The sequence below is a fragment of the Streptomyces sp. ISL-66 genome (assembly GCF_018614135.1).
Lineage (GTDB): Bacteria > Actinomycetota > Actinomycetes > Streptomycetales > Streptomycetaceae > Streptomyces.
Map to the genome: position 1 here is coordinate 35,122 of NZ_JAGGOW010000039.1, position 23,410 is coordinate 58,531.

Annotated in this window: 23 protein-coding genes; 11 read left to right on the plus strand and 12 right to left on the minus strand. The window is 71.1% G+C overall.

What is annotated here, in order from left to right; all coding sequences use genetic code 11:
* Positions 1-73 precede the first annotated feature (73 nt).
* Both J7E97_RS09005 and J7E97_RS09010 read left to right on the plus strand, forming a co-directional pair.
* A complete protein-coding gene (locus J7E97_RS09005) occupies positions 74-2,257 on the plus strand; it encodes a SpoIIE family protein phosphatase (RefSeq protein WP_215024312.1) in 2,184 nt (727 codons plus the stop codon).
* 39 nt (positions 2,258-2,296) lie between these two features.
* A complete protein-coding gene (locus tag J7E97_RS09010) occupies positions 2,297-3,358 on the plus strand; it encodes an AI-2E family transporter (RefSeq protein WP_215024239.1) in 1,062 nt (353 codons plus the stop codon).
* 179 nt (positions 3,359-3,537) lie between these two features.
* On the opposite strand, the gene J7E97_RS09015 is transcribed toward J7E97_RS09010, so the two are convergent.
* From J7E97_RS09015 to J7E97_RS09030, 4 genes are all read right to left on the minus strand, one after another.
* Positions 3,538-4,539, minus strand: coding sequence for a pirin family protein (locus tag J7E97_RS09015; RefSeq protein ID WP_215024241.1), 1,002 nt, complete (start codon positions 4,537-4,539; stop codon positions 3,538-3,540).
* 278 nt (positions 4,540-4,817) lie between these two features.
* A complete protein-coding gene (locus J7E97_RS09020; RefSeq protein WP_215024243.1) occupies positions 4,818-5,561 on the minus strand; it encodes a lysyl oxidase family protein in 744 nt (247 codons plus the stop codon).
* A 193-nt stretch (positions 5,562-5,754) separates the two neighbouring features.
* Complete coding sequence (locus J7E97_RS09025) at positions 5,755-6,180, minus strand: nuclear transport factor 2 family protein (protein ID WP_215024245.1); 426 nt, start codon at positions 6,178-6,180, stop codon at positions 5,755-5,757.
* Entirely contained in the window at positions 6,177-7,763 is a 1,587-nt protein-coding gene (locus J7E97_RS09030; RefSeq protein ID WP_215024247.1) for a cytosine permease, read from the minus strand. Before J7E97_RS09030 ends, J7E97_RS09025 begins: the two co-directional genes overlap by 4 nt.
* 150 nt (positions 7,764-7,913) lie before the next feature.
* On the opposite strand from J7E97_RS09030, the gene J7E97_RS09035 reads away from it, so the two are divergent.
* Positions 7,914-9,410 carry a PucR family transcriptional regulator gene (locus J7E97_RS09035; RefSeq protein WP_308346434.1) on the plus strand — a complete coding sequence of 499 codons (1,497 nt, stop codon included), beginning with the start codon at positions 7,914-7,916 and terminating at the stop codon, positions 9,408-9,410.
* 57 nt (positions 9,411-9,467) lie between these two features.
* Here the strand turns inward: J7E97_RS09035 and J7E97_RS09040 are convergent, their stop codons facing one another.
* The 5 genes from J7E97_RS09040 to J7E97_RS09060 all read right to left on the minus strand — a co-directional run bounded on the left by J7E97_RS09040 (position 9,468) and on the right by J7E97_RS09060 (position 12,516).
* On the minus strand, positions 9,468-9,851 hold the full coding sequence (locus tag J7E97_RS09040; protein ID WP_215024250.1) for a hypothetical protein: 384 nt from the start codon (positions 9,849-9,851) through the stop codon (positions 9,468-9,470).
* Between the two features lie 108 nt (positions 9,852-9,959).
* Positions 9,960-10,928 carry a winged helix-turn-helix domain-containing protein gene (locus J7E97_RS09045; RefSeq protein ID WP_215024252.1) on the minus strand — a complete coding sequence of 323 codons (969 nt, stop codon included), beginning with the start codon at positions 10,926-10,928 and terminating at the stop codon, positions 9,960-9,962.
* 51 nt (positions 10,929-10,979) lie between these two features.
* A complete protein-coding gene (locus tag J7E97_RS09050; RefSeq protein ID WP_215024254.1) occupies positions 10,980-11,438 on the minus strand; it encodes an SseB family protein in 459 nt (152 codons plus the stop codon).
* Positions 11,439-11,486: 48 nt separating this feature from the next.
* On the minus strand, positions 11,487-11,690 hold the full coding sequence (locus tag J7E97_RS09055) for a DUF397 domain-containing protein (protein ID WP_308346435.1): 204 nt from the start codon (positions 11,688-11,690) through the stop codon (positions 11,487-11,489).
* Positions 11,599-12,516, minus strand: coding sequence for a helix-turn-helix transcriptional regulator (locus J7E97_RS09060; RefSeq protein WP_215024256.1), 918 nt, complete (start codon positions 12,514-12,516; stop codon positions 11,599-11,601). Before J7E97_RS09060 ends, J7E97_RS09055 begins: the two co-directional genes overlap by 92 nt.
* 116 nt (positions 12,517-12,632) lie before the next feature.
* Between J7E97_RS09060 and J7E97_RS09065 the strand changes: the two genes are divergently transcribed.
* From J7E97_RS09065 to J7E97_RS09085, 5 genes are all read left to right on the plus strand, one after another.
* On the plus strand, positions 12,633-12,842 hold the full coding sequence (locus J7E97_RS09065; protein ID WP_215024258.1) for a hypothetical protein: 210 nt from the start codon (positions 12,633-12,635) through the stop codon (positions 12,840-12,842).
* Positions 12,839-13,261, plus strand: a complete 423-nt coding sequence (locus J7E97_RS09070; protein ID WP_215024260.1) for an ATP-binding protein — start codon at positions 12,839-12,841, stop codon at positions 13,259-13,261. Before J7E97_RS09065 ends, J7E97_RS09070 begins: the two co-directional genes overlap by 4 nt.
* Before the next feature lie 66 nt (positions 13,262-13,327).
* Positions 13,328-15,154, plus strand: coding sequence for an acyl-CoA dehydrogenase (locus tag J7E97_RS09075; RefSeq protein WP_215024262.1), 1,827 nt, complete (start codon positions 13,328-13,330; stop codon positions 15,152-15,154).
* A 191-nt stretch (positions 15,155-15,345) separates the two neighbouring features.
* A complete protein-coding gene (locus tag J7E97_RS09080) occupies positions 15,346-16,092 on the plus strand; it encodes a hypothetical protein (protein WP_215024264.1) in 747 nt (248 codons plus the stop codon).
* Between the two features lie 99 nt (positions 16,093-16,191).
* Entirely contained in the window at positions 16,192-17,490 is a 1,299-nt protein-coding gene (locus J7E97_RS09085; RefSeq protein ID WP_215024266.1) for a M18 family aminopeptidase, read from the plus strand.
* Between the two features lie 84 nt (positions 17,491-17,574).
* On the opposite strand, the gene J7E97_RS09090 is transcribed toward J7E97_RS09085, so the two are convergent.
* Entirely contained in the window at positions 17,575-19,440 is a 1,866-nt protein-coding gene (locus J7E97_RS09090; RefSeq protein WP_215024268.1) for an NHL domain-containing thioredoxin family protein, read from the minus strand.
* A gap of 102 nt (positions 19,441-19,542) precedes the next feature.
* Between J7E97_RS09090 and J7E97_RS09095 the strand changes: the two genes are divergently transcribed.
* Complete coding sequence (locus tag J7E97_RS09095; RefSeq protein ID WP_215024270.1) at positions 19,543-20,097, plus strand: Uma2 family endonuclease; 555 nt, start codon at positions 19,543-19,545, stop codon at positions 20,095-20,097.
* Positions 20,098-20,215: 118 nt separating this feature from the next.
* Here J7E97_RS09095 and J7E97_RS09100 read toward each other — a convergent pair whose 3' ends face one another.
* On the minus strand, positions 20,216-21,016 hold the full coding sequence (locus tag J7E97_RS09100; RefSeq protein WP_215024272.1) for a hypothetical protein: 801 nt from the start codon (positions 21,014-21,016) through the stop codon (positions 20,216-20,218).
* Between the two features lie 32 nt (positions 21,017-21,048).
* Here J7E97_RS09100 and J7E97_RS09105 point away from each other — a divergent pair, with 32 nt between their 5' ends.
* The gene (locus tag J7E97_RS09105; protein ID WP_215024273.1) at positions 21,049-21,555 is read left to right on the plus strand and encodes an LURP-one-related/scramblase family protein; all 507 of its coding nucleotides are present in this window, start codon (positions 21,049-21,051) and stop codon (positions 21,553-21,555) included.
* A gap of 47 nt (positions 21,556-21,602) precedes the next feature.
* Here the strand turns inward: J7E97_RS09105 and J7E97_RS09110 are convergent, their stop codons facing one another.
* A complete protein-coding gene (locus J7E97_RS09110) occupies positions 21,603-22,382 on the minus strand; it encodes a carbon-nitrogen family hydrolase (protein WP_215024275.1) in 780 nt (259 codons plus the stop codon).
* 134 nt (positions 22,383-22,516) lie between these two features.
* Between J7E97_RS09110 and J7E97_RS09115 the strand changes: the two genes are divergently transcribed.
* A complete protein-coding gene (locus J7E97_RS09115; RefSeq protein WP_374224124.1) occupies positions 22,517-23,371 on the plus strand; it encodes a maleylpyruvate isomerase family mycothiol-dependent enzyme in 855 nt (284 codons plus the stop codon).
* Positions 23,372-23,410 lie beyond the last annotated feature (39 nt).

Genomic DNA, 23,410 nt, shown 5'->3' on the forward strand with positions numbered 1-23,410 from the left:
AGGAGTCCGAAGAGGATCCCTGAGAGGAGCGGTGAACAGGCACGTCAGGCGTATGACCTGTAAAGATGACCGGGTGCGCACCGAGGACGTCCTGGCCGCCATCGCGACCGGCTTGTGGCGATGGGACAACGCCTCCGGGACGGTCACCCTCGACGGCGAGGCCGCCCGGCTGCTCGGGCTGCCCGCCGAGCCCGTGGACCTGCCCGAGGTCGCCGTACGCTCCCGCTTCCACCCGGTCGACTGGAACGAGATCAACGGCATCGTGAACCTCGCGGTCGCCGAGGGCACCCTCGCCGAGGCCCGGCTGCGGATCATGGACGAGGACGGGCGCGTGCTGCGCATCGTACGGAGCCGCTCGAAGCCCGTGGAGCACCGGACGGCGCAGGGCCGCGTCGACTACGAGCTGATCGGCACCATCCAGGAGATCGCCGAGGCCCAGCCCGGCACCACGGCCGCGCACACCCCGATCACCGGCGACTGGCGCCGCTCGCGCGAGGCGTTCCTGCTGGACGCGGGGCGGGCGCTGGCCGAGGCCCGCTCCACCGCCGAGGTCCTGCGGGTGGCGGCATCGCTCTCCATGCCCGGCTTCATCCCCGACGGGCTGGCCGTCTTCGGCGTGTCCGGCGACCGGCTGTCGATCATCGGGCACCACGGGCACGATCCCGGGGACGAGGGCCCCTTCGCGGAGATGCCGCTGGAGACCGACTATCCGGCCGCCGAGGTGGTCCGGACCGGGCGCGCGATCTACCTCCCCAGCCCAGAGGACTACAAACGGCGCTTCCCGGCCACCTGGCCGCTCGCCCAGCGCTTCGGCCGGACCTCCTGGGCCTTCCTGCCGCTGATCGTGGCCGGACGGACCATGGGCGCCTGGATGGCCGCGTTCAAGCACCGGGTGTCCTTCTCCCCGGACGAGCGTTCCGTCCTGACCACCGTGGCCCGGATGCTCGCGCAGGCGCTCCAGCGCGCCGGTGTGGCCGAATCCGAGCGGGAACTCACCACCGGCCTGCAGCGGTCGATGATGCCCCAGCTCGGTCCCGAGATCCCGGGCATGAAGATCGCCGCGCGCTACGTGCCGACGGGCGGCGGGCTCCAGGTCGGCGGCGACTGGTACGACATGATCCCGCTGCCGTCGGGACGGTTCGCGCTGGTCATCGGCGACGTGCAGGGCCATGACGTGCGGGCGGCGGGGCTGATGGGCCAGCTGCGGATCGCGGTGCGCGCGTACGCCTCCGAAGGCCACCGGCCCGACGCGGTGCTCTCGCGCGCCTCCCGCTTCCTGGCGGGGCTGTGCTCGGCGCAGGAGAGCCCCGACGACACGGCGTACTCGACCGACACCGACTTCCAGAGCCCGCGCTTCGCCACCTGCCTGTACGTGGAGTGCGACCCGCGGACCGGCCTGCTGGAGGTGGCCCGAGCCGGGCACCCCGACCCGGCGATCCGGATGGCGGACGGCACGGTCCTGATGCGGCCGACCGCCGGCGGGCTGCCGCTCGGCATCGTGCCGGACACCGACTACCCGACGACGAGTTTCACCCTGGAACCGGGCGAGACGATGATGCTGTGCACCGACGGGCTCATCGAGACGGGCGGGCACGACCTCGACACGGGCTGGGCGCGGCTGCGGGCGATCCTGGAGTCGGACATCCACGACCCCGAGGACCTGGAGCCCCGCCACCTCGAAAAGCTGGCCGACCTGCTGGTCCAGGCGGTGCACGGCCCGTCCTCGCACCACACCACGGGCCCGCTGGCGGACCGGCGCGAGGACGACATAGCCGTCCTCCTGCTGTGCCGCGAGGGCGGGGGCTGCGGCTGCGAGGCCCCGCCGCTGCACCCGTCGCGCCCGGCCCGGCGCACCATGCTGACGGTCGCGCAGGCGGAGCCGGAGCGCGTCGCGGGGGTGCGCCAGCAGATCCGGGAGCTGCTGCACGACTGGGCGGACGCGGAGCAGGTGGACTCGGCGGTGCTGATGGTCTCCGAGATGGTGACGAACGTGCTGGTCCACACGGACGGGGACGCGCTGCTGATGGCGCAGGCGGTCGGCGAGCTGGGCACGCGGCGGCTGCGCGTCGAGGTCGCGGACGCCAGCGACGAGCTGCCGCACAAACGGCACCCCGGGGAGATGGCGTCGAGCGGGCGCGGTGTGCTGCTGATGGAGATGCTGGCCGACAACTGGGGGGTGGACCCCCGCGGCGAGGGCAAGTCGATCTGGTTCGAACTGGACGAGCGTTCCAAACCCGGATCCGACCCGCTGGACTGACCCCCCGGGCGGCGGACCCCGCCGTGCTTGGATACAGCCGTGCCGACTTCCCCGCTGCCCGAGCCCGTGCGACGACTCGCCGCGTGGTGCGTCGTCGTCCTCCTCGTGACCGCCGTGCTGGCCCTCGTCGTGTGGCTGTGCGCCGTCTTCAGGACGGTCGTCACGCCCGTCCTGCTCGCCGTGCTCGGCACGGCCCTGCTCGGGCCCTTGCACCGGCGGCTGGTCGGCATGAGGGTCAACCGCTCCCTCGCCGCGGCCCTGACCTGCCTCGCCGTGGTCGCCGTCGTCGGCGGGGCCTCGTACGTCGTCGTCCTCGCGCTCATCGAGACGGGCGACGAGATCGTCGACGCCCTGCGACGGGCCGGCAAGAGCCTCGCGGAGCACTTCGGGGCGCTCGGGACGTCGGTCGAGGACGTCGCCGAGAACTCCAAGGACCTGCTCGCGAAATTCGGCGGCACGGCCGCCTCGGGCGTGGTCACCGGGCTCAGCGCGGTCGCGGCGATGATCGCGACGGCCCTGCTGGCGCTGGTCCTGATCTTCTTCTTCCTGCGCGACTCCGACCGGGCCGTGGGAACGCTGCGCTCACTCGTGCCGAGCCGCTCGGGCGACCTGATGGAGGCGATGGGGCGACGCGCCTACGAGGCCGTCGAGGGCTTCATGCGCGGGACCACCTTCGTCGCCCTGGTCGACGCCGTGCTGATCGGCGCGGGTCTGCTGGTCCTGGACGTTCCGGGCGCCGTCGGCCTGGCCGCCCTGGTGTTCGTGACCGCCTACATCCCCTACCTCGGCGCCTTCCTCTCGGGCGCCGTGGCCGTCCTCGTCGCCCTCGCCGACCGGGGCTGGGTGATCGGCCTGTGGGCGCTGGGCCTGGTGCTGGCGGTCCAGATGATCGAGGGGTACGTGCTCCAACCCCTGGTGCAGAGCCGCACGGTGCAGATGCACCCGGCGGTGGTGATGCTGGCCATCACGGCCGGCGCGAGCGTCGCCGGAATCCTCGGCATGCTCCTCGCCGTCCCCCTGACGGCGGCGGCCTTCGGCGTGCTCGCGGAGCTCCGGGCCCGGTACACGAACGACCCCGCGGAGCCCGGGCAACCCGCTTAGCGGTCGCTCAAAGCACCCGTACTTGTCGTCTCCCCGACCGTCGCCCCCACCGAGGCGTTCCGCCGTGCCTGCCGCACGCCCGTATCGCACGGCCCCTCCGGCGCCCTACCGTCGGCCCCGCGTAGCGGGACGGGCTCCCCGTGGGGAGCCCGTCCGGGCCGGTCAGCCGTCCGATCCCGTCAGTCCTGCGACGCCTCGCCCGTGCCGCGGTGGCCGAGGCCGGTGCGGGCCGTGGTGGGGATGCGGCCCAGGCGGCCTGCCTGGAAGTCGTCGAAGGCCTGCTGCAGTTCCTGCTTGCTGTTCATGACGAACGGCCCGTAGTGCGCCATCGGTTCGCGGATCGGCCGTCCGCCGAGGAGGACGATCTCCAGGGCCGGGGCGTTGGAGTCCTGGCCCTCGTCCGCGCGCAGGGTCAGCGAACCGCCTTCGCCGAAGACGGCCGTCTGCCCGGTGTGGACGGGACGCCGGTCCTCGCCGACCGTGCCGCGCCCGGCCATGACGTACGCGAGGGCGTTGAAGTCCTCGCGCCACGGCAGGGTGAGCTGCGCACCGGGGGCAACCGTCGCGTGGATCATCGTGATCGGGGTGTGGGTGATGCCGGGGCCCTGCTGGCCGTCCAGCTCGCCCGCGATCACGCGGAGCAGGGAGCCGCCGTCGGGGGAGGTCAGCAGCTGGACCTGGCCGCCGCCGATGTCCTGGTAGCGCGGGGGCATCATCTTGTCGGAGGCGGGGAGGTTCACCCACAGCTGGAGGCCGTGGAAGAGCCCGCCGGACACGACGAGCGACTCCGGCGGGGCCTCGATGTGCAGGAGGCCCGCTCCGGCGGTCATCCACTGCGTGTCGCCGCCGTTGATGATTCCGCCGCCGCCGTTGCTGTCCTGGTGGACGAAGGTTCCGTCGATCAAGTACGTGACGGTCTCGAAGCCGCGGTGCGGGTGCCAGGGGGTGCCCTTGGGCTCGCCCGGCGCGTACTCCACCTCGCCCATCTGGTCCATCATGATGAACGGGTCGAGGTACTGGTAGTTGATCCCGGAGAACGCGCGACGTACCGGGAATCCCTCGCCCTCGAAGCCACCCGGGGCGGTCGTGACGGCCAGCACCTTGCGGGCGGTCGTCGTCTCCTGGGCGGGCTCCGCGACGCGCGGGAGCGTCAACGGGTTCTCCACAGTCACTGCAGGCATGGTCGGAACCTCCTTCTGGCGTCGAGTTTAGTTGAAACTCGAACTTTCTGCCACACCGGACAGAACAGAAGGAGCCCGGAAGTCATTCCCGGGGCAACGCGCAGCGGGAGGTGCGCTTCGCCGGCGCCGCCTCGGCGAAGGGCTGGGACAGCCTGTGCCGGCAACGAGGGAGAACACCTAGAGCACGGCGGCCGGCCCCGGAGTACCGGGGCCGGCCGTGGTGTCCGACGGCGAGCTTTCCTGAGTCGACCGCGCAGAGGTGTGCGCGGCCGGCCCCGTCAGGCGCCCGGTCGCGGCCCGCCGACGCCGACCGGTACTCCCTGTCCGATCGTCACCTGCACGGACGTGGACTGCGGGGCGGCCGGGTTGGCCTCGTGCAGGATGCCCAGCGGGTTGGTCGTCATCTCCAGCGTGTACTGCTGCGCAGGCAGGTTCATCAGATCGCTGACGTCGAACGACTGGCCGACCAGATCCTTGGCGTACACATCGGCCCAGCCGACGGAGATGCCCATCGTGAGAGTCGTGGCGTTCGCGTTGTGCGAGCAGGAGGAGTAGGTGGGGTTCACCTTGAAACCAGGCAGTGTCGAGTCGGCCGCCTTGAGGTCCACGAGGCAGAAGGCGACCTTCGGCGATTCCTTCACCACCGTGCCGCTCGCATTGGTCAGCCGGTAGCGGGAGATGCCGTTCATGTGGAAGTGCTTGTGCTCGTCGTGATAGGTCATGTCGCCGATCAGGACCTCGTAGGACGTGCCGTCCGAGCGCGTGATCTGCTGGTACGCGGGCATCACGTTGTGGCCGGGGGTGGCTGCCGCCGCCTCGGCCTGGGTGCGCCGTCCGATGACGTGGAGCTCGCCGGCGCCGTAGTTTCCGGGTGAGCCGGTGAAGCGGAGCCAGGTGATGCCGGTCACGGGCTCCCGGACGAGGTCATTGTCCGCGAGATCCTGCTGGAGCGGCTTCAGGCTCGGCAGCACGTCGGTGGGGCCGCCCGCCGCCGAAGCCGCGCCGGGGACGGTGGCCAGCATTGCTCCAACTGCCAGGGCGGCCACGGCGATCCACGTTCGTGCCGGGCGTCCGGGTCGTACAGGGCGTACAGGGCGTACAGGGCGTACGGTGCGGCTCATGGGTTTCCCTTCGATGGAGGACTTTCGAGTGGGTACTCGCTGGTGCTGGGGGCTGGTCCTGGGGGCTGGCGCCGGGGGCCGGCGCCGGCGCTGGTCACGGCTCGGGCGAGAGGTGCTCGTGGACGACGAGCCAGCGGTCGTCCGGGGCCCGGCGGAAGACGACGGTCTCCCGTTCCCGGAGTTCCTGGCCCTCGGGGATGTCCTTCGTCGCGAGGCGGGTACTCACCCGATGGGTCAGCACCGCGACCCCCTCGCCGACCATCCGCACCTCGGTGTCACGCGTACGGCAGCCCAGAACCCGGAAGCCGTCGGCTTCCCAGGAGCGCCACCGGGCCTCGTACGCGGCGCGCGTGGCCAGGAAGCGTGGCTCGGTGTGGAAGACGAAGGTGGCGTCCGGGCCGAACGCCGCGAAGTAGCGGGCCGTGTCATGGGCGGCGAAGGCCGCGATCAGTTCGGCCGCGGCCGCGCGGACCTGGGCGAGCGCGAGCGCGGCGGCGTCCACAGCGGCGTCCGCGCTCATCGGTCCCCCGTGGGGAGCCCGTCCACTGCCGGCAGTTCGCCCACAGCGGTCCGGCCGCCGAAGTCCGGCTGGAAGCCGGGCCGCTCGCCGGACGGCTCGCCTCCCTGCGCGGACACCGTCAGTGCCCCGCCCGCCAGTTCCCGCTCGCTGGCGGCCACCGCCGGCCCCTCGGCGGCCACGTCGAGCCCCCGGGTGAGTACGTAGTACAGGCCGCCGGAAACGGCGAGCCCGGCCAGGAACGCCACGTCCACCCCGCCCAGCGCCTTGGCCACGGGCCCGGTGAAGAAGCTCAGCACCATGAAAGGCGTCATCAGGACCAGCCCGGCCACGTACGACACCAGACCGCGCCACGCCCAAGCGCCATAGATCCCGTCCGGCCGGAACAGGTGGGTGATGGCGTAGTGGCCGCGCCGCACATAGAAGTAGTCGACGAGGTTGACCGCCGTCCATGGAACCAGCAGATAGAGCATGAGGAGCAGGGCGTTGCTGAGCGCCGTGGAGAAGTCGCTGATCACGACGGTCCCCAGCACGCACCACACGACGCCGAGCCCACTGATCGTCAGGATCCTGGACGACCTGCCCGGCCTCATCGGACGGACGGAGTCGATGCCGGTGAGCACCGTCAGCGCCCCGCTGTAGGCGTTGAGTCCCATGGTGGCCACCAGAGCCAGCACCGACAGGATGGTCAAGACGCTGCCGAGTCCCCCCACCACCTGGTCGCCCGCGTCGCGGATTCCCGCCAGCGGGTCGCTGACCCCGAGGGTGACGGCCATCCACGCGCCGATCGGGATCAGCCACAACGGCGAACCGACGGCTCCCCAGAACACCGAGCCGACGATGTGGGACGTGCGGGTCGAGCGGGGCAGATAGCGCGAATAGTCGGAGACGTAAGGGGCGTAGGTGATGTTGTAGCTGGCCGTCGCGGTGAACTGCACCATGAAGGCGACCATCGTGAATCCGGCGCCGGCGGCCTGCGGGGCGGCCTCCGCCGGGCCGGTGACCCGGCCGGTGAGGATGCCCGCCGTGAGCACGAGCCAGCAGGGGGCGGACAGCCAGAACAGCACCCGGAACGCCCGGTGCAGCCAGTCGTGCCCGTAGATCGCCAGAACGACCGAGATGATCGCGATGCCGATCCCGACGGCGGTGGCGTTCCAGCCGAAGACGGATTCCAGGCCGCCGTCGATGATGATCGTGTCGACGACGTTGAAGCCGACGAACGTGAACAGCGTCGCCCCCAGCGTCACGATGACACCGCGGTACCCGAACTGGGCCCGGGACTGGATCATTTGCGGCAGCCCGAGCTGAGGGCCCTGGCTGGCGTGGAAGGCCATGAAGAAGGTGCCCAGGACCAGACCCAGCGCGCTCGCCAGAACCGTCCAGCCGAGTGAGAGCCCGAGCGCCGGACCGATGAAGCCGATGGCCAGGGTGAACGGCTGGAAGTTGCCGAGAAACCAGAACGGGCCTTGCTGCCAGAGCTTGCCGTGCCGCTCGGCGAAGGGGATGTGCTCGATCGAATGGCTTTCGATCGCGCTCGCACCACCGCTGTGTTCGGTGAGCGAGGGCGAACGGCTTGTGAATGCCATGGGACTCTCCCGGGAGTGGGACCGGGCCGCTTCGGTCCGGTGTGTACGGGGGAGCCCAGAGTGTGTGGCCCGCTCACGGCAAGCGGCAATTGTGGGGGAAACGAAGACGAGGGCTTTCTTTGTGCGGCGCTCTAAAGCACGATGTGCCATGTGACCGGCATCTCAGCAGCCCTGCGCGTCGAGGACCTGGTTCGCGTCCCCGCCCTGCAACTGCGCGTCCTGGCGGGCGAGGAGGGTCTCGGGCGGCCGGTGGCCTGGGCGCACGTGAGCGAGCTGGAGGACCCGACCCCGTGGCTCCTCGGCTCGGAGCTGATCATGACGACGGGGATCGCGATACCCCGGACGGCCGCCAGACAGCGCGACTACGTCGAACGGCTCGACGAGGCGGGAGTGGCGGCGCTCGCGCTCTCCGCCCATCTGCATGTGCCCCCGTTGCGCCCGGCATTCCTCGCCGCGGCGGAGCAACGCGGGGTGCCCGTCCTGGAGCTGCCCCTCCAGGTGCCGTTCATAGCGGTGGCGCAGGAGGTCGCGGCCGCCGTGCAGGCGGATGCCCGCAAGCGGCTCGGCGCGCAGCTGCAGATCTTCGGCGCGCTGCGCTGGCTCGCCGTCGAGGATCTCACCACTGCGGAACTCGTCCGCCGGCTGGAACGCCTCTCCGGCTACTCGCTGTTCCTGGCCACCCCGCACGGCGGTTCCCTGCTGCCCGACGTCCCTGTCCCCGACGCCCGGCACGCGGCATTGCTGCCGTCCTCGGCAGACCCTCCCCCGACGGTCCCCGGCGGCTACGTTCTCCCGGTGCCGGCGCCCGGTGGCGTCGCCGGGTACCTGCTGGCCCTGGAGCGGAAGGGCGCGCAACCCGCCGGCCTCGCCGTCGTCCAGCACATCGCCACCGTCATGGCCCTCCAGGTGACCATCGTGCGCCACGAGCGCGAGACACTGCGCCGCCAGGGAGCGGAGACGCTCGCCGAACTCCTACGGGACGCCCTGGACCGGGACACCGCCCGCCGCCACCTCGCCCGTGCCGGGTTCGCCGCCGACACCTCCGTCCTCATCGCGGTACTCGACGGTGCGGACGGCCCACTGGACGACGCGGCAGCGGTGAACGCCCTCGACGAGGCCGCCGTCCCCTACCTCGTACTGCGCCAGCACCAGGAGCTGTACGCGCTGATCCCCGACTCCCCGGCGGGACTCACCGCCCTGGCCGCGATACCCCGTACCCGCGCCGGGGTCTCCCGCCCCTTCGCCCCCGGCGCCCCGCTGAGCGTGCCCCGCCGCGAGGCACATCTGGCGCTCACCCGCGCGGGCGCCTCGGGGCAGTCGGTGGTCGTGTTCAGTGACGGCATGACGGACCGATGGCTGCACGAGGACCCCTCCGTACTGCGCGGACTCATGCGGCACGTGCTCGGCGCGGCCATGCGGTACGACACCGAGCACGAAGCGTCGCTGGTGGTCTCCACCCTGACCTGGCTGGAGCGCGACCGGTGCACGGAGGAGGCCGCGCGGGTGCTGCACATCCACCCCAACACGCTGCTCTACCGGCTGCGCCGGTTCGCCGCGCTGAGCGGCAGAAACCTGTCGTCGACGGGCGACCTCACCGAGGTATGGCTCGCGCTGCGCGCCGCCCGCATGCTCGGAGAGCTGCGCTGACCTCCGGGCCGGGGTGGCGATGGGGGCCGCACGCGTGAACAGCCCCCATCTTCACCCTCAGCAGTGCCGCAGGCCGTACGCACCGGGGTTGGCGTCGAAGGCCGACGACGTGTAGACCACGGAGGCCGGGACCATTCCGAAGTTGCCGTTCACGTCGCCGTACGCGCCGTACCAGGTGGTGTTGCCACCGTCGTGGTAGTCCCCCGTCGACCAGCAGTCGAACACGCTCGGGTTGGACTTGAGCGTGTTCACCCACGGGGCGTTGAAGCTCGACCACCGGTGCATGTCGACATTCGGCGTGTTGCCGCAGTAGAGCCGTCCCCCGCTCACACCGCACCCGGCGGCTTGCGCCGGTGCTGCCGCCAGGACCCCCGTGCCCAGCGCCAGCATGCCGACCGCCGCCAGGGCGGCGGCCTTGCTCCGGATCGTCGTACGTGTCATTTCCTGCCTCCTCGGATGTGGGGCGGGGGCTCCCCCGTGGCGTCCCCGCAGCACAGATACTCCGGGGCCACGGCCGCCGCCGCGATCCTTTCGGGCACCGCCGAAAGGTCAGCCGCCGCTGTGCAGCAGGTCCACGCCCAGGCCCGTCGCCGAGTGGAGGACCGCCTTGCCGTCGCGCCGGGTGGTGATCAGGCCCGCCGCGCGCAGGGTGCGGGTGTGCTCGGAGACCGAGGGGAGGCTGATGTCGAGGTCACGGGCCAGCTCGGACGTGGTGCGCTGCTGAATCAGCAGCTGGAGCACCGCCGCCCGGGTGCGGCCCAGCAGCGCGTCCAGCGCGCCCTCCGCCGGGCCCGGTCCGATCAGCGGCAGCGGAGTCAGCGCCGGGTACATCAGCAGGCGCCTGCCGTCGGGCCCCTCCGGGCCCTCGGCCAGCAACGGCCGCCCCGTCCAGAACGGCGAGGGCATCAGCAGCAGCCCCCGGCCGCCGAGAGTGGCCGCGTAGTCGGGCGGCAGCCCGACCTGGAAGACCGAGCCCGCCCAGTCGGCCCGCGGATGCGTACTGGCCAGACAGGCCTTGATCCCGTGGGCGGCCAGCAGCCGGGTCCGCCAGGCCACGTCCGCCTGGAAGGACTGCCGGATCCGCGGCCAGTGCGGGGCGATGACCACCTCGTACGCGGACCTGAGCGCGCCGCCGAGCTGCTCCCACGCCTCGCGGTCCTGGCCCCACAGCGCGCGCAGCCACGAGCCCGGGCCGGGGGCCCGCGCGATGATGCGGTCCAGCTGGTCGACGCTGAGCAGCGGACCGGCCTCCCGTACGGCTGCCAGCCCCTCTTCCACGGTGCGCGAGTACGGCTCGACGAACTGCGGGTTGTCTCCGTCGGGCCGCAGCAGGTCCAGCAGCGGCCGGATCCGGCCCGGTAATTCCTGACCTACGCGGCTGCGCCAGCGGCCGAAAACCGCCTGCTCATCCCGGCGCTGCCAGGCGACCAGCGCCATCGCCAGCTCCACCATCGGGAGCGGCTCGCTCGCGAAAGTGACGTTGAGCAGGTCCTCGGTGGTGAAGTGCACCCTCAGCATCGCGCGCCCCCCGTCAGGCGTCGGCCTTCGGCCCCCGTACGGCGTCCAGCCCTAGCCGTACATGCGGCGCATCGCGTAGTCGACCATCTGCTCGACGGCCTTCGCGTCGAAGACCATCCGGTGGTCGCCCTCCATGTCGAGGACGAAGCCGTACCCGGTGGGCAGCAGGTCGATCACCTCGGCGCCGGTGATCACGAAGTACTTGGACTCCTTGCCGGCGTACCGGCGGAGCTCCTTGAGCGTGGTGAACATGGGGATGACCGGCTGCTGCGTGTTGTGCAGCGCCAGGAAGCCCGGGGTCTCGCCGCGCGGGCAGTAGACCTTGGAGTTGGCGAAGATCTGCTGGAAGTCCTCGGCGGACAGCGACCCGGTCGTGAAGGCGCGCACCGCGTCCGCGAGGGAGGGTGGGGACGGCTCGGGGTACAGCGGCGGCTGCTGCGCGTAGCCCTGCTGGGGCTGCTGCGGGGCGTACTGCTGCTGGGCGCCCGGATTCTGGTCGTAGCCGTACATGAGGCGAAGCCTACCGAGACGGCTGGCCCCCGGGACGACGAGTTCCGGTCAGTGGGACTTCAGCCCCGTAACGAAGCCGGTCCACGCGGTGGCCGAGAGCACGAGGACGGGCCCGTCCTGGACCTTGGAGTCCCGAACGGGGACGAGGCCGGGGATTCCGTCAGCGACCTCGACGCAGAGCCCCTCCGTGGCGGTGCTGTAGCTGCTCGTGCGCCACCTGGCGGCCCTCAAGCCGTCGTGCATGGTTGCCATTTGCGAAGTCCTCTGCAGCGTCTTCGATCATCTTCAGAGACATCTTGGGCGGCAACGCTGCCGCCCGGAGGCGGTTGTACGCCTGTTGGTACTGCTCCACGATGCCCGGATCGTCGATGAGCTGGCCGCTGTACATGCCCTCCGTGTACATGACCGGTGGGGCAGCACCGAACGTCATGAGCAAGGTCGATCCCATCATGAAGGGGTGCGCTCCGGCATTCCACGGAAGGATCTGTGGAACGTAGTGGCGGCGCCGCGCAACGGCGGCGATGTGCTCCAGTTGTTCCGCCATGATCTGGTCCGGGACGATCGGATTCCGAAGGATCGACTCGTGCAGGACGACCCACGACGCCGGCCCCTCCTCGAACACCCACGTGCGGCTACGCCGCAAGGCGACCTTCCTTGCGACCTCGGCCTCGTCGTCCGCGGGATTGAAGGTGTGGATGATCTCCCGAATGTAGGGTTCCACTTGGAGAGGTCCCGGGAGGAGCATCGGGCTCCACTCCTGGATGTCCTGCGCTCCCGTCTCCAATTCGAAGGCATCCTGAAAGTACGGCGCGACCAGGCTCTTCCGCGCATTGCGTACGTCCTCACAGCCTCGCGCGAAGAACCCGTCCGTCTCCAGAACCTTGTCGACGTGCCTCGCCAGGTCCTCCGGCATCCGTCGGTGGCCGCGCTCGATCTCGCTCAGGTAGCTGACGCCGTAGAAGCTGCCTGCCACGGTCTGCTGGAGCGTGAGGCCGGCCGTCTCCCGCTTCCAGCGCAACTCCTTACCGTAGAACGCCGGCACGCTCGCCGAGCCGTCAATGTCCTTGCTCGCGGCCATCGTCAGAGCCCGCCTTTCCACACTTCGCACCGTGGACTTGGAAACCCTTCCCACGCTACGCCGACCCGAGTCAGCCTGTGATCGGTTCGTCACTCCCCGCTGCGAAGGAATCCGCCATGAGCCACCACCCCCACGACCAAGAGGCCATCGAGTGCCTCATGGAACTCCGCACCGCCCTCTCCGCGCACGGGATCACGCTCCCCTCCCTCGACCTCCACCTCCTCTCCTACTCCGGGCGCTACGCGTCCCCGCCCCTCATCGCCCTCGGCAACTGCAACCTCGTCACCGCCCGGCGACTGGTCGCCGCCCTGGCCGGTGAGCGGTGAACACCCTCACGATCCGGCTGCTCGCCACCCCCGGCGCCGTCCCCCTGGCCCGCCGCGCCGTGCGCGAGCACCTCGGCCCCGGCGGCGCTTCCCGGGACGCCGAGCTCTGTGTGAGCGAGCTGCTCACCAACGCCCTCACCCACATCGGCGAGGGCACGCCCGTCACCCTGCGCGTCACCGGAAGGGCAACCCGTACGCGGGTCGAGCTCACCGATCCCGACCCGCGCGCATGGCCCGTACTGCGGCACGCGGGAGGAAACGAGGAGTCCGGGCGCGGGCTCGCCCTGCTCGACGCGCTCGCCCTGCGCTGGGGGGTCGAGCAGGGGCCGGGGACCAAGACCGTCTGGTGCGAGCTCGGTCCCGGACTTGAGCCTGGTCACAGTCGGGACGGAAGGGTTGCTCTTATTACCGGCGGGTAGCATCATTACGTTACCGAATGGTATGCATCAGAACCCGTCTCACCGAGCCTTAACGGAGCCGTCGCCATGGGGCACTACAAGTCGAATCTCCGCGACATCGAGTTCAACCTCTTCGAGGTGCTCGGACGCGACAAGCTGTACGGCACCGGACCGTTCGGCGAGATGGACACCGAGACCGCCAAGACGATCCTCAGCGAGATGACCAAGCTCTCCGAGAACGAGCTGGCCGCCTCCTTCGAGGACGCCGACCGCAACCCGCCGGTCTTCGACCCGACCACGAACACCGCGCCCGTCCCGGCGTCCTTCAAGAAGAGCTACAAGGCCTTCATGGACTCGGAGTACTGGCGCCTGGGCCTGCCCGAGGAGATCGGCGGCACCACCTCGCCCCGCTCGCTCATCTGGGCGTTCGCCGAGACGATCCTGGGCGCGAACCCGGCCGTCTGGATGTACTCCTCGGGCCCGGCGTTCGCCGGCATCCTCTTCGAGGAGGGCAACGAGGCGCAGAAGAAGGTCGCCGAGATCGCCGTCGAGAAGCGCTGGGGCTCGACCATGGTCCTGACCGAGCCGGACGCCGGCTCGGACGTGGGCGCCGGCCGCACCAAGGCCGTCCAGCAGGACGACGGCTCCTGGCACATCGAGGGCGTGAAGCGCTTCATCACCTCCGGTGAGCACGACATGGAGGAGAACATCCTCCACTACGTCCTCGCGCGCCCCGAGGGCCACGGCCCGGGCACCAAGGGCCTGTCCCTCTTCCTCGTCCCGAAGTTCCACTTCGACTGGGAGACCGGCGAGCTGGGCGAGCGCAACGGCGTCTACGCGACGAACGTCGAGCACAAGATGGGCCTCAAGGCCTCCAACACCTGCGAGATGACCTTCGGCGACCAGCACCCCGCCAAGGGCTGGCTGATCGGTGACAAGCACGACGGCATCCGCCAGATGTTCATGATCATCGAGTTCGCCCGGATGATGGTCGGCACGAAGGCCATCGCCGCCCTCTCCACCGGCTACCTCAACGCGCTGGAGTACGCCAAGGAGCGCGTGCAGGGTCCGGATCTGGCCAACTTCATGGACAAGACCGCCCCCAAGGTCACCATCACGCACCACCCCGACGTGCGCCGCGCGCTGATGACGCAGAAGGCGTACGCCGAGGGCATGCGCGCCCTGGTCCTGTACACCGCCTCCGTCCAGGACGAGATCCAGGTCAAGCAGGCCGCCGGCGAGGACGCCTCCTCGCTCATCGGCCTGAACGACCTGCTCCTGCCGATCGTGAAGGGCTACGGCTCGGAGAAGTCCTACGAGCAGCTCGCCCAGTCCCTGCAGACCTTCGGCGGCTCCGGCTACCTGCAGGAATACCCGATCGAGCAGTACATCCGCGACGCCAAGATCGACACCCTCTACGAGGGCACCACGGCCATCCAGGGCCAGGACTTCTTCTTCCGGAAGATCGTCCGCGACCAGGGCGCCTCGCTGAACGTCCTCTCCGAGACGATCAAGAAGTTCCTCGCCGAGGCCGTCGGCGGCGAGGACCTCGCCCCGGCCCGCGACGCGCTCGCCAAGGCCGCCGTCGACCTGGAGGCCATCGTCGGCCAGATGATCGTCGACCTCACCGCCACCGGCGAGGACGTCAAGAACATCTACAAGGTCGGCCAGAACACCACCCGCCTGCTCATGGCCTCCGGTGACGTGGTCGTCGGCTACCTGCTCCTCAAGGGCGCGGCCGTGGCCGCCGAGAAGCTGCCGACCGCCTCCCCGAAGGACGTCCCGTTCTACACCGGCAAGATCGCGGCGGCGAAGTTCTTCGCCTCCCAGATCCTGCCCGGCGTCTCGGTCGCCCGCGCGCTCGCCGAGACCGTGGACAACACCCTGATGGAGCTCGACGAAGCCGCCTTCTAGGCTCCGCCGCCCCACGCCGCGCACCGCTCCCCGGCCGTCCCCGGGGAGCGCCCGCGGCCCCGCACGCCGCCGGCCGGGCCCCCCGCACAGGGGCCCGGCCGGCGGCGTACCCGCGACCGGGGCCCGGGCCGCCCAGGCCCCTGGGCTGCGGGGTTCCCGGGATGTCGGTGCTTCGTGGCACGCTCGTGGGTATGAGCCGACGTCCGCAGGAGCAGCAGCACGGCAGCAGGGGGTACTCCGTCCCGACCGGGCGGCCGTACGCCCTCAAGGAGCTGCAGTCCGCCGTGGGCAGCCTCGGCGACCACCTCAAGGAGCTCTACGAGGGCTCCCACCCCACCGAGTACGAAGGCGTCGCCGACGCCCTCTACACGGCCTTCCAGACCTCCGCCGGGCTCGCCCCCGCCAAGAGCTACACCGGCTGCCCGGAGCACCCCAACGGCGCCCTCGACCCCGAGGCGCCCGACGGCTGGGGCCGCTGCCTCATCTGCAACGACCGGCGCCGCCTCGGCCTGCGCGCCCAGGGCGCCCGCGCGGCCGCCGCCGGCCCGCCCGCCGGGGAGCAGCGCCGGCTGGGCTACCCCGTGCCCGACCCCCCGTACACGCTGGAGGCGCTGCGCGCCTGCCTGCGCGCGGTCGAGGACCGGCGCTTCCACCTGAGCCTCTCCTCGCCCCCCGAGGACTTCGTGATGATGGCCGACGACCTGCACCGCGCCTTCATCGTGGCCCGCGAACTGTCCCGCCCGCGCAACGCCTCCGGCTGCTCCGAGCACCCCGGTGCACCCATCGATCCCGACGCGCCCGCCGGTGAGGCCTGTATCTTCTGCGCCGGACGCAAAAGACGCGCACAGCGCTCCGCGCAAGCCCCGGAGATGCTCCCGCGCGTCCGTCGGGGTGAGCGCAGGCAGTTGCAGCGTCGCTTCGAGCGTCCGCCGGGCTGAGAAGCCCAGGGGCGCGGTCCAGCCAGACCCCTGATGACCTTCCTCCACCATCCGCCGCAGTCCGGCCCTGGCGAACACGACCGTCGTTAAGGTGAATACATGAGCTCTCCCGCCGCCGCCCGCTTCGACCGCGGCCACACCGACGACCTGATGTCCTTCCTGACGGCGAGTCCGTCGCAGTACCACGCCGTGGCCAACGCGGCCGAGCGGCTGGAGAAGGCCGGATTCAGGCAGTTGGCGGAAACGGACGCGTGGGACGCGACTACGGGCGGCAAGTTCGTGACCCGCGGCGGCGCGATCATCGCCTGGTACGTGCCCGAAGGCGCGGCCGCGCACACCCCGTTCAGGATCGTCGGCGCGCACACCGACTCCCCCAACCTCCGTGTCAAGCCGCTGCCCGACACCGGTTCGCAGGGCTGGCGGCAGATCGCCGTCGAGGTCTACGGCGGCACGCTCCTCAACACCTGGCTCGACCGGGACCTGGGCCTGGCCGGGCGGTTGACCCTGCACGACGGCACGGAACGCCTCGTCAACGTCGACCGCGCGCTGATGCGCGTACCCCAGCTCGCCGTCCACCTCGACCGGTCGGTGAACACCGAGGGCCTCAAGCTCGACAAGCAGCGGCACATGCAGCCGATCTGGGGCCTGGGCGAGGTCCAGGAGGGCGACCTGATCGCCTTCCTGGAGGACGAGGAGAACCTCCCGCGGGGTTCGGTGGCCGGCTGGGACCTGATGCCCCATTCGATCGAGCCGCCCGCGTACCTGGGCCGGGACCGCGAGTTGATGGCCGGTCCGCGCCTGGACAACCTGCTGTCGGTGCACGCGGCCGTCGCCGCGCTGGCGGCGGCCTCCACCGTCGAGGGCCTCGACCACATCCCCGTGCTGGCCGCCTTCGACCACGAGGAGAACGGCTCGCAGTCGGACACCGGCGCGGACGGACCGCTGCTGGGCAACGTGCTGGAACGTTCTGTCTTCTCGCGCGGCGGCTCCTACGAGGACCGCGCGCGGGCCTTCGCCGGCACCATCTGCCTCTCCTCGGACACCGGCCACGCCGTCCACCCGAACTACGCGGAGCGGCACGACCCCTCGCACCACCCGCGCGCCAACGGCGGCCCGATCCTGAAGGTCAACGTCAACCAGCGCTACGCCACGGACGGCAGCGGGCGGGCCGTGTTCGTGAAGGCCTGCGAGCGGGCCGGCGTGCCGTGGCAGACCTTCGTCTCCAACAACTCGATGCCCTGCGGGACGACGATCGGCCCGATCACCGCCGCCCGCCACGGCATCCAGACCGTCGACATCGGCGTGGCCATCCTCTCGATGCACAGCGCGCGCGAGCTGTGCGGCGCGGACGACCCGTACCTGCTGGCCAACACGATGCTGGCGTTCCTCCAGGACTGAGGCCCCGGTCGCCATGCGGCCCCATACGACGCGAAGTGCCCGCCGGGGATCTCCCCGGCGGGCACTTCCACATCTCTGCGCGCGCTACGCGTCGAGGCCGGCGAGGACCAGCGGCAGCCGGGTCACTCCCCGCGGGGCGATCCGCACCGGCACCCCCCAGTCCTGCTGGTGGACGTGGCAGGCGGGGTACTCGTTCGCCGGGTCGTCGTCACAGGAGGCGGCCATCGCCGAGACGTGCAGGACGCCCTCGGTGACGCCGTCCGCGAGGACCAGGTCCCGGAACAGGTCCGTCCCGGCCCCCTCCCCCGCGGCGAGCAGCCCGGGCGGGGTCGAGGAGACGAGCAGCCGGGTGGACGGCCCGTAGCGGGTGTCCAGCTTCTGGCCGGCCGGCGCCTGGAAGACCACGTCGAGGCGGAGCGCGCCGGGGGCCACCTCGGTGGCCTCCCGCTGCGTGCGGTGGGCGACCGCGTCCACGCGTACGGCCTCCTCCGGGAGGCGCAGCCGGGTCAGCCGGTGCCGGGCGGACTCGACGACCACGATGTCGTCCCCGGCGAGCACGGCGTCACTGGGCTCGCGCAGATCGGTGGCGAGGGTGGTGACCTGCCCGGTCGCGGGGTCGTACCGCCGCAGGGCGTGGTTGTAGGTGTCGCAGACCGCGACCGAGCCGTCCGGCAGCGCGGTGACCCCGAGCGGGTGCTGGAGCAGCGCCTGGCCGGCGTCGCCGTCGCGGTGGCCGAAGTCGAAGAGCCCGGTCCCGACGGCGGTGGTGACCGCGTACGCGCGGCGGTCGCGGTCGCCGTGACCGTCACGGTCCCCGTCACCGTCACGGTCCCCGTCCCGGTGTACGTAGCGCAGGGCGCTCGTCTCGGAGTCGGCGACCCACAGCCGGTCCTCGGTGGCCGCGAGCCCGGACGGCTGGGCGAACCAGGCCTCGGCCGCCGGCCCGTCGTGCAGCCCCTCGTTGGTCGTCCCGGCGGCGACGGCGACGGTGTCGCTCTCCGGGTCCCACGTCCACAGCTGGTGGACGCCCGCCATGGCGATCCACACCCGGCCCTGCCACCAGGCCACGTCCCACGGCGAGGACAGGTCGACTTCGAGGGCCGCCCCGGAGGTCGGGGACCCCTGCCACCACTGGCGCCCGGTCCCGGCGACGGTCTCCACGGCGCCGGTCGCGGGGTCGAAGCGCCGCAGGGCGTGGTTGACGGTGTCGGCGACGACGACGGTCCCGTCGGGCAGCAGCGCGAGCCCCTGCGGCTCGCTGAAGCTCTCCGCGGTGAAACCGCGCTGCCCGCTGCCGATGCGCCGCACGACGCTCTCCCCGTCGGCGGCCAGCTCCACCAGCTGGTGCCGCGTCGAATCGGAGACCAGGAAGTTCCCGGACGGCAGCACGAGCGCCTTCCCGGGGAACCGCAGCTCACCCGCCACCGGCTCGGGAGCCACGTACGGCCCGTCGCCGCGCCGCAGCGTCCCCTTGGCCTCGTGCTCGGCCTCCAGCTCCGCGACGAGCCGCGCGATGGCGTGCGCGTGTCCCTCGCCGGCGTGCTGCGCGACGACGTACCCCTCGGGGTCGATCACCACGAGCGTGGGCCAGGCCCGCACGGCGTACTGCTTCCAGGTCGCCAGCTCGGGATCGTCGAGCACGGGGTGGTGCACCCCGTACCGCTCGACGGCGTCGACGACGGCCCCGTGCTCGGCCTCGTGCACGAACTTCGGCGAATGCACCCCGATGATCACGACGGTGTCGCGGTGCTTCTCCTCCAGCTCCCGCAATTCGTCGAGCACGTGCAGGCAGTTCACACAGCAGAAGGTCCAAAAATCCACAACAACGCACTTACCTCGCAGGTCGGCGAGGGTCAGCTCTTTGCCTCCGGTGTTCAGCCAGCCACCCTTGCCGATCAGCTCGGGGGCACGGACTCGGGCGCGACGGGGTGCGGGCGCGGCAGCATTCATGCCCCAAGGGTGCCACCCCGCCCCACGTGCACCCCTCGGGGTGACGACGTCGGCGGGGGCCCCGTGGGACGCTGGGCGCAGGCAGCGAAGGAGGCATCAGGCATGACCACCGCGCACGACTACAGCGAGGGCATCGATCCCGAGTACGCGCTGAAGTACGCCGTCCAGCACTGGAGCGGGGACCGCGCCGAGATCGTCGAAGGGATCATCGACACCGTGACACCGAACTGGGCGCACGAGCGGGCCGCCAAGCTCGTACGGCGCCAGATCGCGGCTCGGGTGGACGAGCTCGGATGCCTGGAAGGCTCGGGAAACCTTGACCTGCCGGGATCGTCGAACTGGTACATCCCTGATATCGCAGTTGTCCCCGAGGAACTCACGTACGGCGACGGGCCACTAGTACCCGATCAAACACTGCTGATCGTCGAGATCACCTCGGAGTCCAACGCCGAGACCGACCGCGTCGTCAAGCGCAGGCGGTACGCCGAGTACGGGGCCCCGCTGTACCTCCTGGTCGACCGGATGGAGAAGACCGTCACCCTGTTCGCCGAGCCCGGCCGGCTCGGCTACACGAAGGTCGACGGCCCGCACCCCTTCGGTACGCCGGTCCGGCTTCCGGAGCCCTTCGCGCTGGACCTCGACACCAGCGGGCTCTGAGCCACCGCGTGCCCGGCCGTCCCGGCCCGACGGCCGGGCCCGACGGCCGGGCCCGACGGCCGGGCCGGTAGGCCGGGTCAGCCGGGGAGGGCGCTCAGGCGCGCAGCCGGGACTGACATCAGGCTCCGAAGGAGTGGAGGGAGCGGACGAGGGACGCGACGAAGGCGTCCCGGCGCTCGGGTGTCAGGAGGTCCAGGGAGAGGTACGGGTTGAGGTCTTCCAGTTCGACCAGGAGGAGCTCGCCGGAGGGGGCGCGGCAGGCGTCCACGCGCTGGATGCCGTGGTCGAGGGTGTTCCAGGCGACGAAGGTGCGGGCGAAGGCCAGGTCGGCCGGGGTGGGCTCGTACGGGGTCAGTTCCCAGCGGCGGGACGGGTCAGGGGCGTACAGGGCGTACTGGAAGGCGTCGTCGAGGAAGTAGAAGGACACCTCGTACGCGAAGTCCACGCGCGGCTGGATCAGGAACTCGCCCGGCGCGCAGTCCGGGTGCGGGGTGAAGGCCAGGCCTATCGAGTCCGCGCCCCGTTTGGGCTTCACCGCGTACGTGGGCGAGGGCGGGAGGAGCGGCAGGTGCGCCGGGTCGTCGACCGTGGGGATGACCGGCAGGCCGGCCGCCGTCAGGTCCAGGAGGTACTGCTTGCCCGCCATGTCGCCGCGGCCGGTGAGCGGGTTGTAGACGCGGGTGCCGGTGGCGAGGGCCGCCGCGCGGAAGGAGTCGTGGGCCTCCTGGTAGTGGATGACCGGGCCGCTGTTGCGGACGATCACGGTGTCGAAGGCCGGCATCAGGCGCTGCGCGTCGAGCGGGTGGCACAGGGCCAGGTCGAAGTGCTCGCGCAGGCGCGAGGTGAGGAAGATGTCCTCGTCGCAGTAGCGGCGGCCGCGCGCCGGGTACGCCAGGTCGGTCACGTAGAGGAGAGGCATGGCGGCAACCTATCGCGGGCAGCGATGACGGCATGAAATACCTGGTTCGCGACAAACTGCTGGCCCTCGGGGACGACTACTGGATCGAGGACGAGGACGGCCGCCACGCCTTCCTCGTCGACGGGAAGGCGCTGCGGCTGCGCGACACCCTGGAGCTGAAGGATCCGGACGGGCAGATCCTGATCACGCTGCGGGAGAGGTTCTTCGGCTTCCGCGACGCGATGACGCTGGAGCGGGACGACCGGCGGCTCGCGGTGATCCGCAAGAAGCGCTTCTCGCTGCTGCGCAACCACTACCTCGTCACCCTCAACGAGGGCACCGAGCTCGACATCAGCGGCCGGATCCTGGACCGGGAGTTCAAGGTCGAGTACGACGGGGAGCTCCTCGCGCTCGTCTCCCGCCAGTGGTACCGGATCCGCGAGACGTACGCCGTGGACGTGATCCGCGAGGACACGGACGCCTCGCTGCTGATCGCCGTCGCCGTGTGCGTGATCCGGATGGCGGAGAAGGAGCGCGAGGGACCGGACCCCGAACAGTGAGGAGCGGACCGCCGGAGCCGGGGACCGGACCGGGGGCCGGGGCCGTCTCAGAGCGCCAGGCGGCGGTCCTTCAGGGCCGGGAACTGCTCGCGGGTCCGGGCGACCTTCGCCGGGTCGAGGTCCACGGTCAGGACCTCCTCCCCGGGGCCCGCCTCCGCCAGGACCTCGCCCCACGGGTCGACGACCAGGCTGTGGCCGGCCTGTTCCACGCCCGCGTGGGTGCCCGCCAGCCCGCACGCGAGGACGTAGCTCTGGTCCTCTACGGCCCGCGCGCGGCTCAGGAGGGTCCAGTGGGAGCGGCGGCGGGCGGGCCAGCCCGCGGCGACGACCATGGTCGTCGCCCCGGCGTCGACCAGCCCGCGGAACAGCTCCGGGAAGCGCAGGTCGTAGCAGGTGGCGATGCCGAGGGTCTGCTCCGGCAGGACCACGGTGGTCAGGGAGTCGCCGGCGGACATCAGGACGGCCTCGCCCTGGTCGAAGCCGAAGCGGTGGATCTTGCGGTACGTGGCCGCGAGTTCGCCCGTCGGGGAGAGGACGAGGGTGGTGTTGTAGAGCGATCCGTCGCCCGCGCGCTCCACGACGGAACCGGCGTGCAGCCAGACGCCGGCGTCCCGGGCCGCCTTGGACATGGCCTCGTAGGTCGGGCCGTCCAGCGGCTCCGCTTCCGTCTCGAACTGTTCGTAGGCGAAGGCGCCCACGGTCCACAGTTCGGGGAGGACGACGAGGTCGCTGCCCGCCTGTTCGCGCACGAGCTCTGCGGCGCGGGAGCGGCGGGAAACCACCGACTCCCCGTCGTTCACCGCGATTTGGATCAGGGAAGCGCGCACGGTACCACCGTCCTGGCGTTCAAGCCGTCAACTCGGGCCTACGATCGTCACACGAAAGCACTGCCGGGGTGCTCACCGGCAGCGTAGTTTTGAAGCCATTGCACAAGCTTCCAGAACGCGCCACCAACGCGCCAATGAACAGCACGCGAGGGGTCCCGTTGACCGTCCATCCGCATCCGAGTCTTCAGCCCTATGCCGACGCGTGGACGCACTCCATCGAGGCGATATCCGAGCTGGTCCTTCCGTTGACGGAGGGCGAGTGGAACCGGGCGACGCCCTGCCCCAACTGGTCGGTGCGCGACGTCGTGTCCCACATCATCGGCATCGAATGCGAGCAGCTCGGTGACCCGCGGCCGATCCACACCCTGCCGAGGGACCTGCGGCACGTGGTCGACGAGTTCAGCCGGTACATGGAGGTCCAGGTCGACGTACGGCGCCACCACACGGCGCCGGAGATGACCTCGGAGCTGGAGTACACGGTCATCCGCCGCTCCCGGCAGCTGCGGAACGAGAAGCGGGATCCGGACACGATCGTGCGCGGACCGCTGGGCGAGCCGGCGACGCTGGAGCACTCGCTGCGGCTGCGCGCGTTCGACGTGTGGATGCACGAGCAGGACCTGCGGACGGCGCTGGGGGTGCCGGGGAACTGGGACTCGCCCGGCGCGTACGTGTCGCGCGACGTCCTGCTGGCCGGGCTGCCGAAGGTGGTCGCGAAGAAGGCGGGCGCGCCCGCGAACTCGGCCGTCGTCATCGACGTGCACGGGGCGCTGGAGTTCATGCGGACCGTACGGGTCGACGCGGAGGGGCGGGGCACCATCGACAAGGCCCCGTCGCTGGGCCCGGCCGTGACGCTGACCCTGGACTGGGAGACGTACGTGCGCCTTGCGGGCGGGCGGGTACGGCCGCACGCCGTCGGCGACCGCGTGAAGGTGGAGGGTGACCCGGCCCTGGCCGAGGCGATCCTGGCCCACTTCTCGGTGACGCCGTGACGTCGTGAGCCGTGCGGCCGTGACGTCGTGAGCCGCGGT

Coding starts and splice junctions, on each gene's coding strand:
- J7E97_RS09015 (WP_215024241.1), bottom strand. CDS start 4,539: ATGCCTGCAGTGACTGTGGAGAACCCGTTGACGCTCCCGCGCGTCGCG.
- J7E97_RS09020 (WP_215024243.1), bottom strand. CDS start 5,561: ATGCTGGCCACCGTCCCCGGCGCGGCTTCGGCGGCGGGCGGCCCCACC.
- J7E97_RS09025 (WP_215024245.1), bottom strand. CDS start 6,180: ATGAGCGCGGACGCCGCTGTGGACGCCGCCGCGCTCGCGCTCGCCCAG.
- J7E97_RS09030 (WP_215024247.1), bottom strand. CDS start 7,763: ATGGCATTCACAAGCCGTTCGCCCTCGCTCACCGAACACAGCGGTGGT.
- J7E97_RS09040 (WP_215024250.1), bottom strand. CDS start 9,851: ATGACACGTACGACGATCCGGAGCAAGGCCGCCGCCCTGGCGGCGGTC.
- J7E97_RS09045 (WP_215024252.1), bottom strand. CDS start 10,928: ATGCTGAGGGTGCACTTCACCACCGAGGACCTGCTCAACGTCACTTTC.
- J7E97_RS09050 (WP_215024254.1), bottom strand. CDS start 11,438: ATGTACGGCTACGACCAGAATCCGGGCGCCCAGCAGCAGTACGCCCCG.
- J7E97_RS09055 (WP_308346435.1), bottom strand. CDS start 11,690: ATGGCAACCATGCACGACGGCTTGAGGGCCGCCAGGTGGCGCACGAGC.
- J7E97_RS09060 (WP_215024256.1), bottom strand. CDS start 12,516: ATGGCCGCGAGCAAGGACATTGACGGCTCGGCGAGCGTGCCGGCGTTC.
- J7E97_RS09065 (WP_215024258.1), top strand. CDS start 12,633: ATGAGCCACCACCCCCACGACCAAGAGGCCATCGAGTGCCTCATGGAA.
- J7E97_RS09075 (WP_215024262.1), top strand. CDS start 13,328: ATGGGGCACTACAAGTCGAATCTCCGCGACATCGAGTTCAACCTCTTC.
- J7E97_RS09080 (WP_215024264.1), top strand. CDS start 15,346: ATGAGCCGACGTCCGCAGGAGCAGCAGCACGGCAGCAGGGGGTACTCC.
- J7E97_RS09085 (WP_215024266.1), top strand. CDS start 16,192: ATGAGCTCTCCCGCCGCCGCCCGCTTCGACCGCGGCCACACCGACGAC.
- J7E97_RS09090 (WP_215024268.1), bottom strand. CDS start 19,440: ATGAATGCTGCCGCGCCCGCACCCCGTCGCGCCCGAGTCCGTGCCCCC.
- J7E97_RS09095 (WP_215024270.1), top strand. CDS start 19,543: ATGACCACCGCGCACGACTACAGCGAGGGCATCGATCCCGAGTACGCG.
- J7E97_RS09100 (WP_215024272.1), bottom strand. CDS start 21,016: ATGCCTCTCCTCTACGTGACCGACCTGGCGTACCCGGCGCGCGGCCGC.
- J7E97_RS09105 (WP_215024273.1), top strand. CDS start 21,049: ATGAAATACCTGGTTCGCGACAAACTGCTGGCCCTCGGGGACGACTAC.
- J7E97_RS09115 (WP_374224124.1), top strand. CDS start 22,517: ATGAACAGCACGCGAGGGGTCCCGTTGACCGTCCATCCGCATCCGAGT.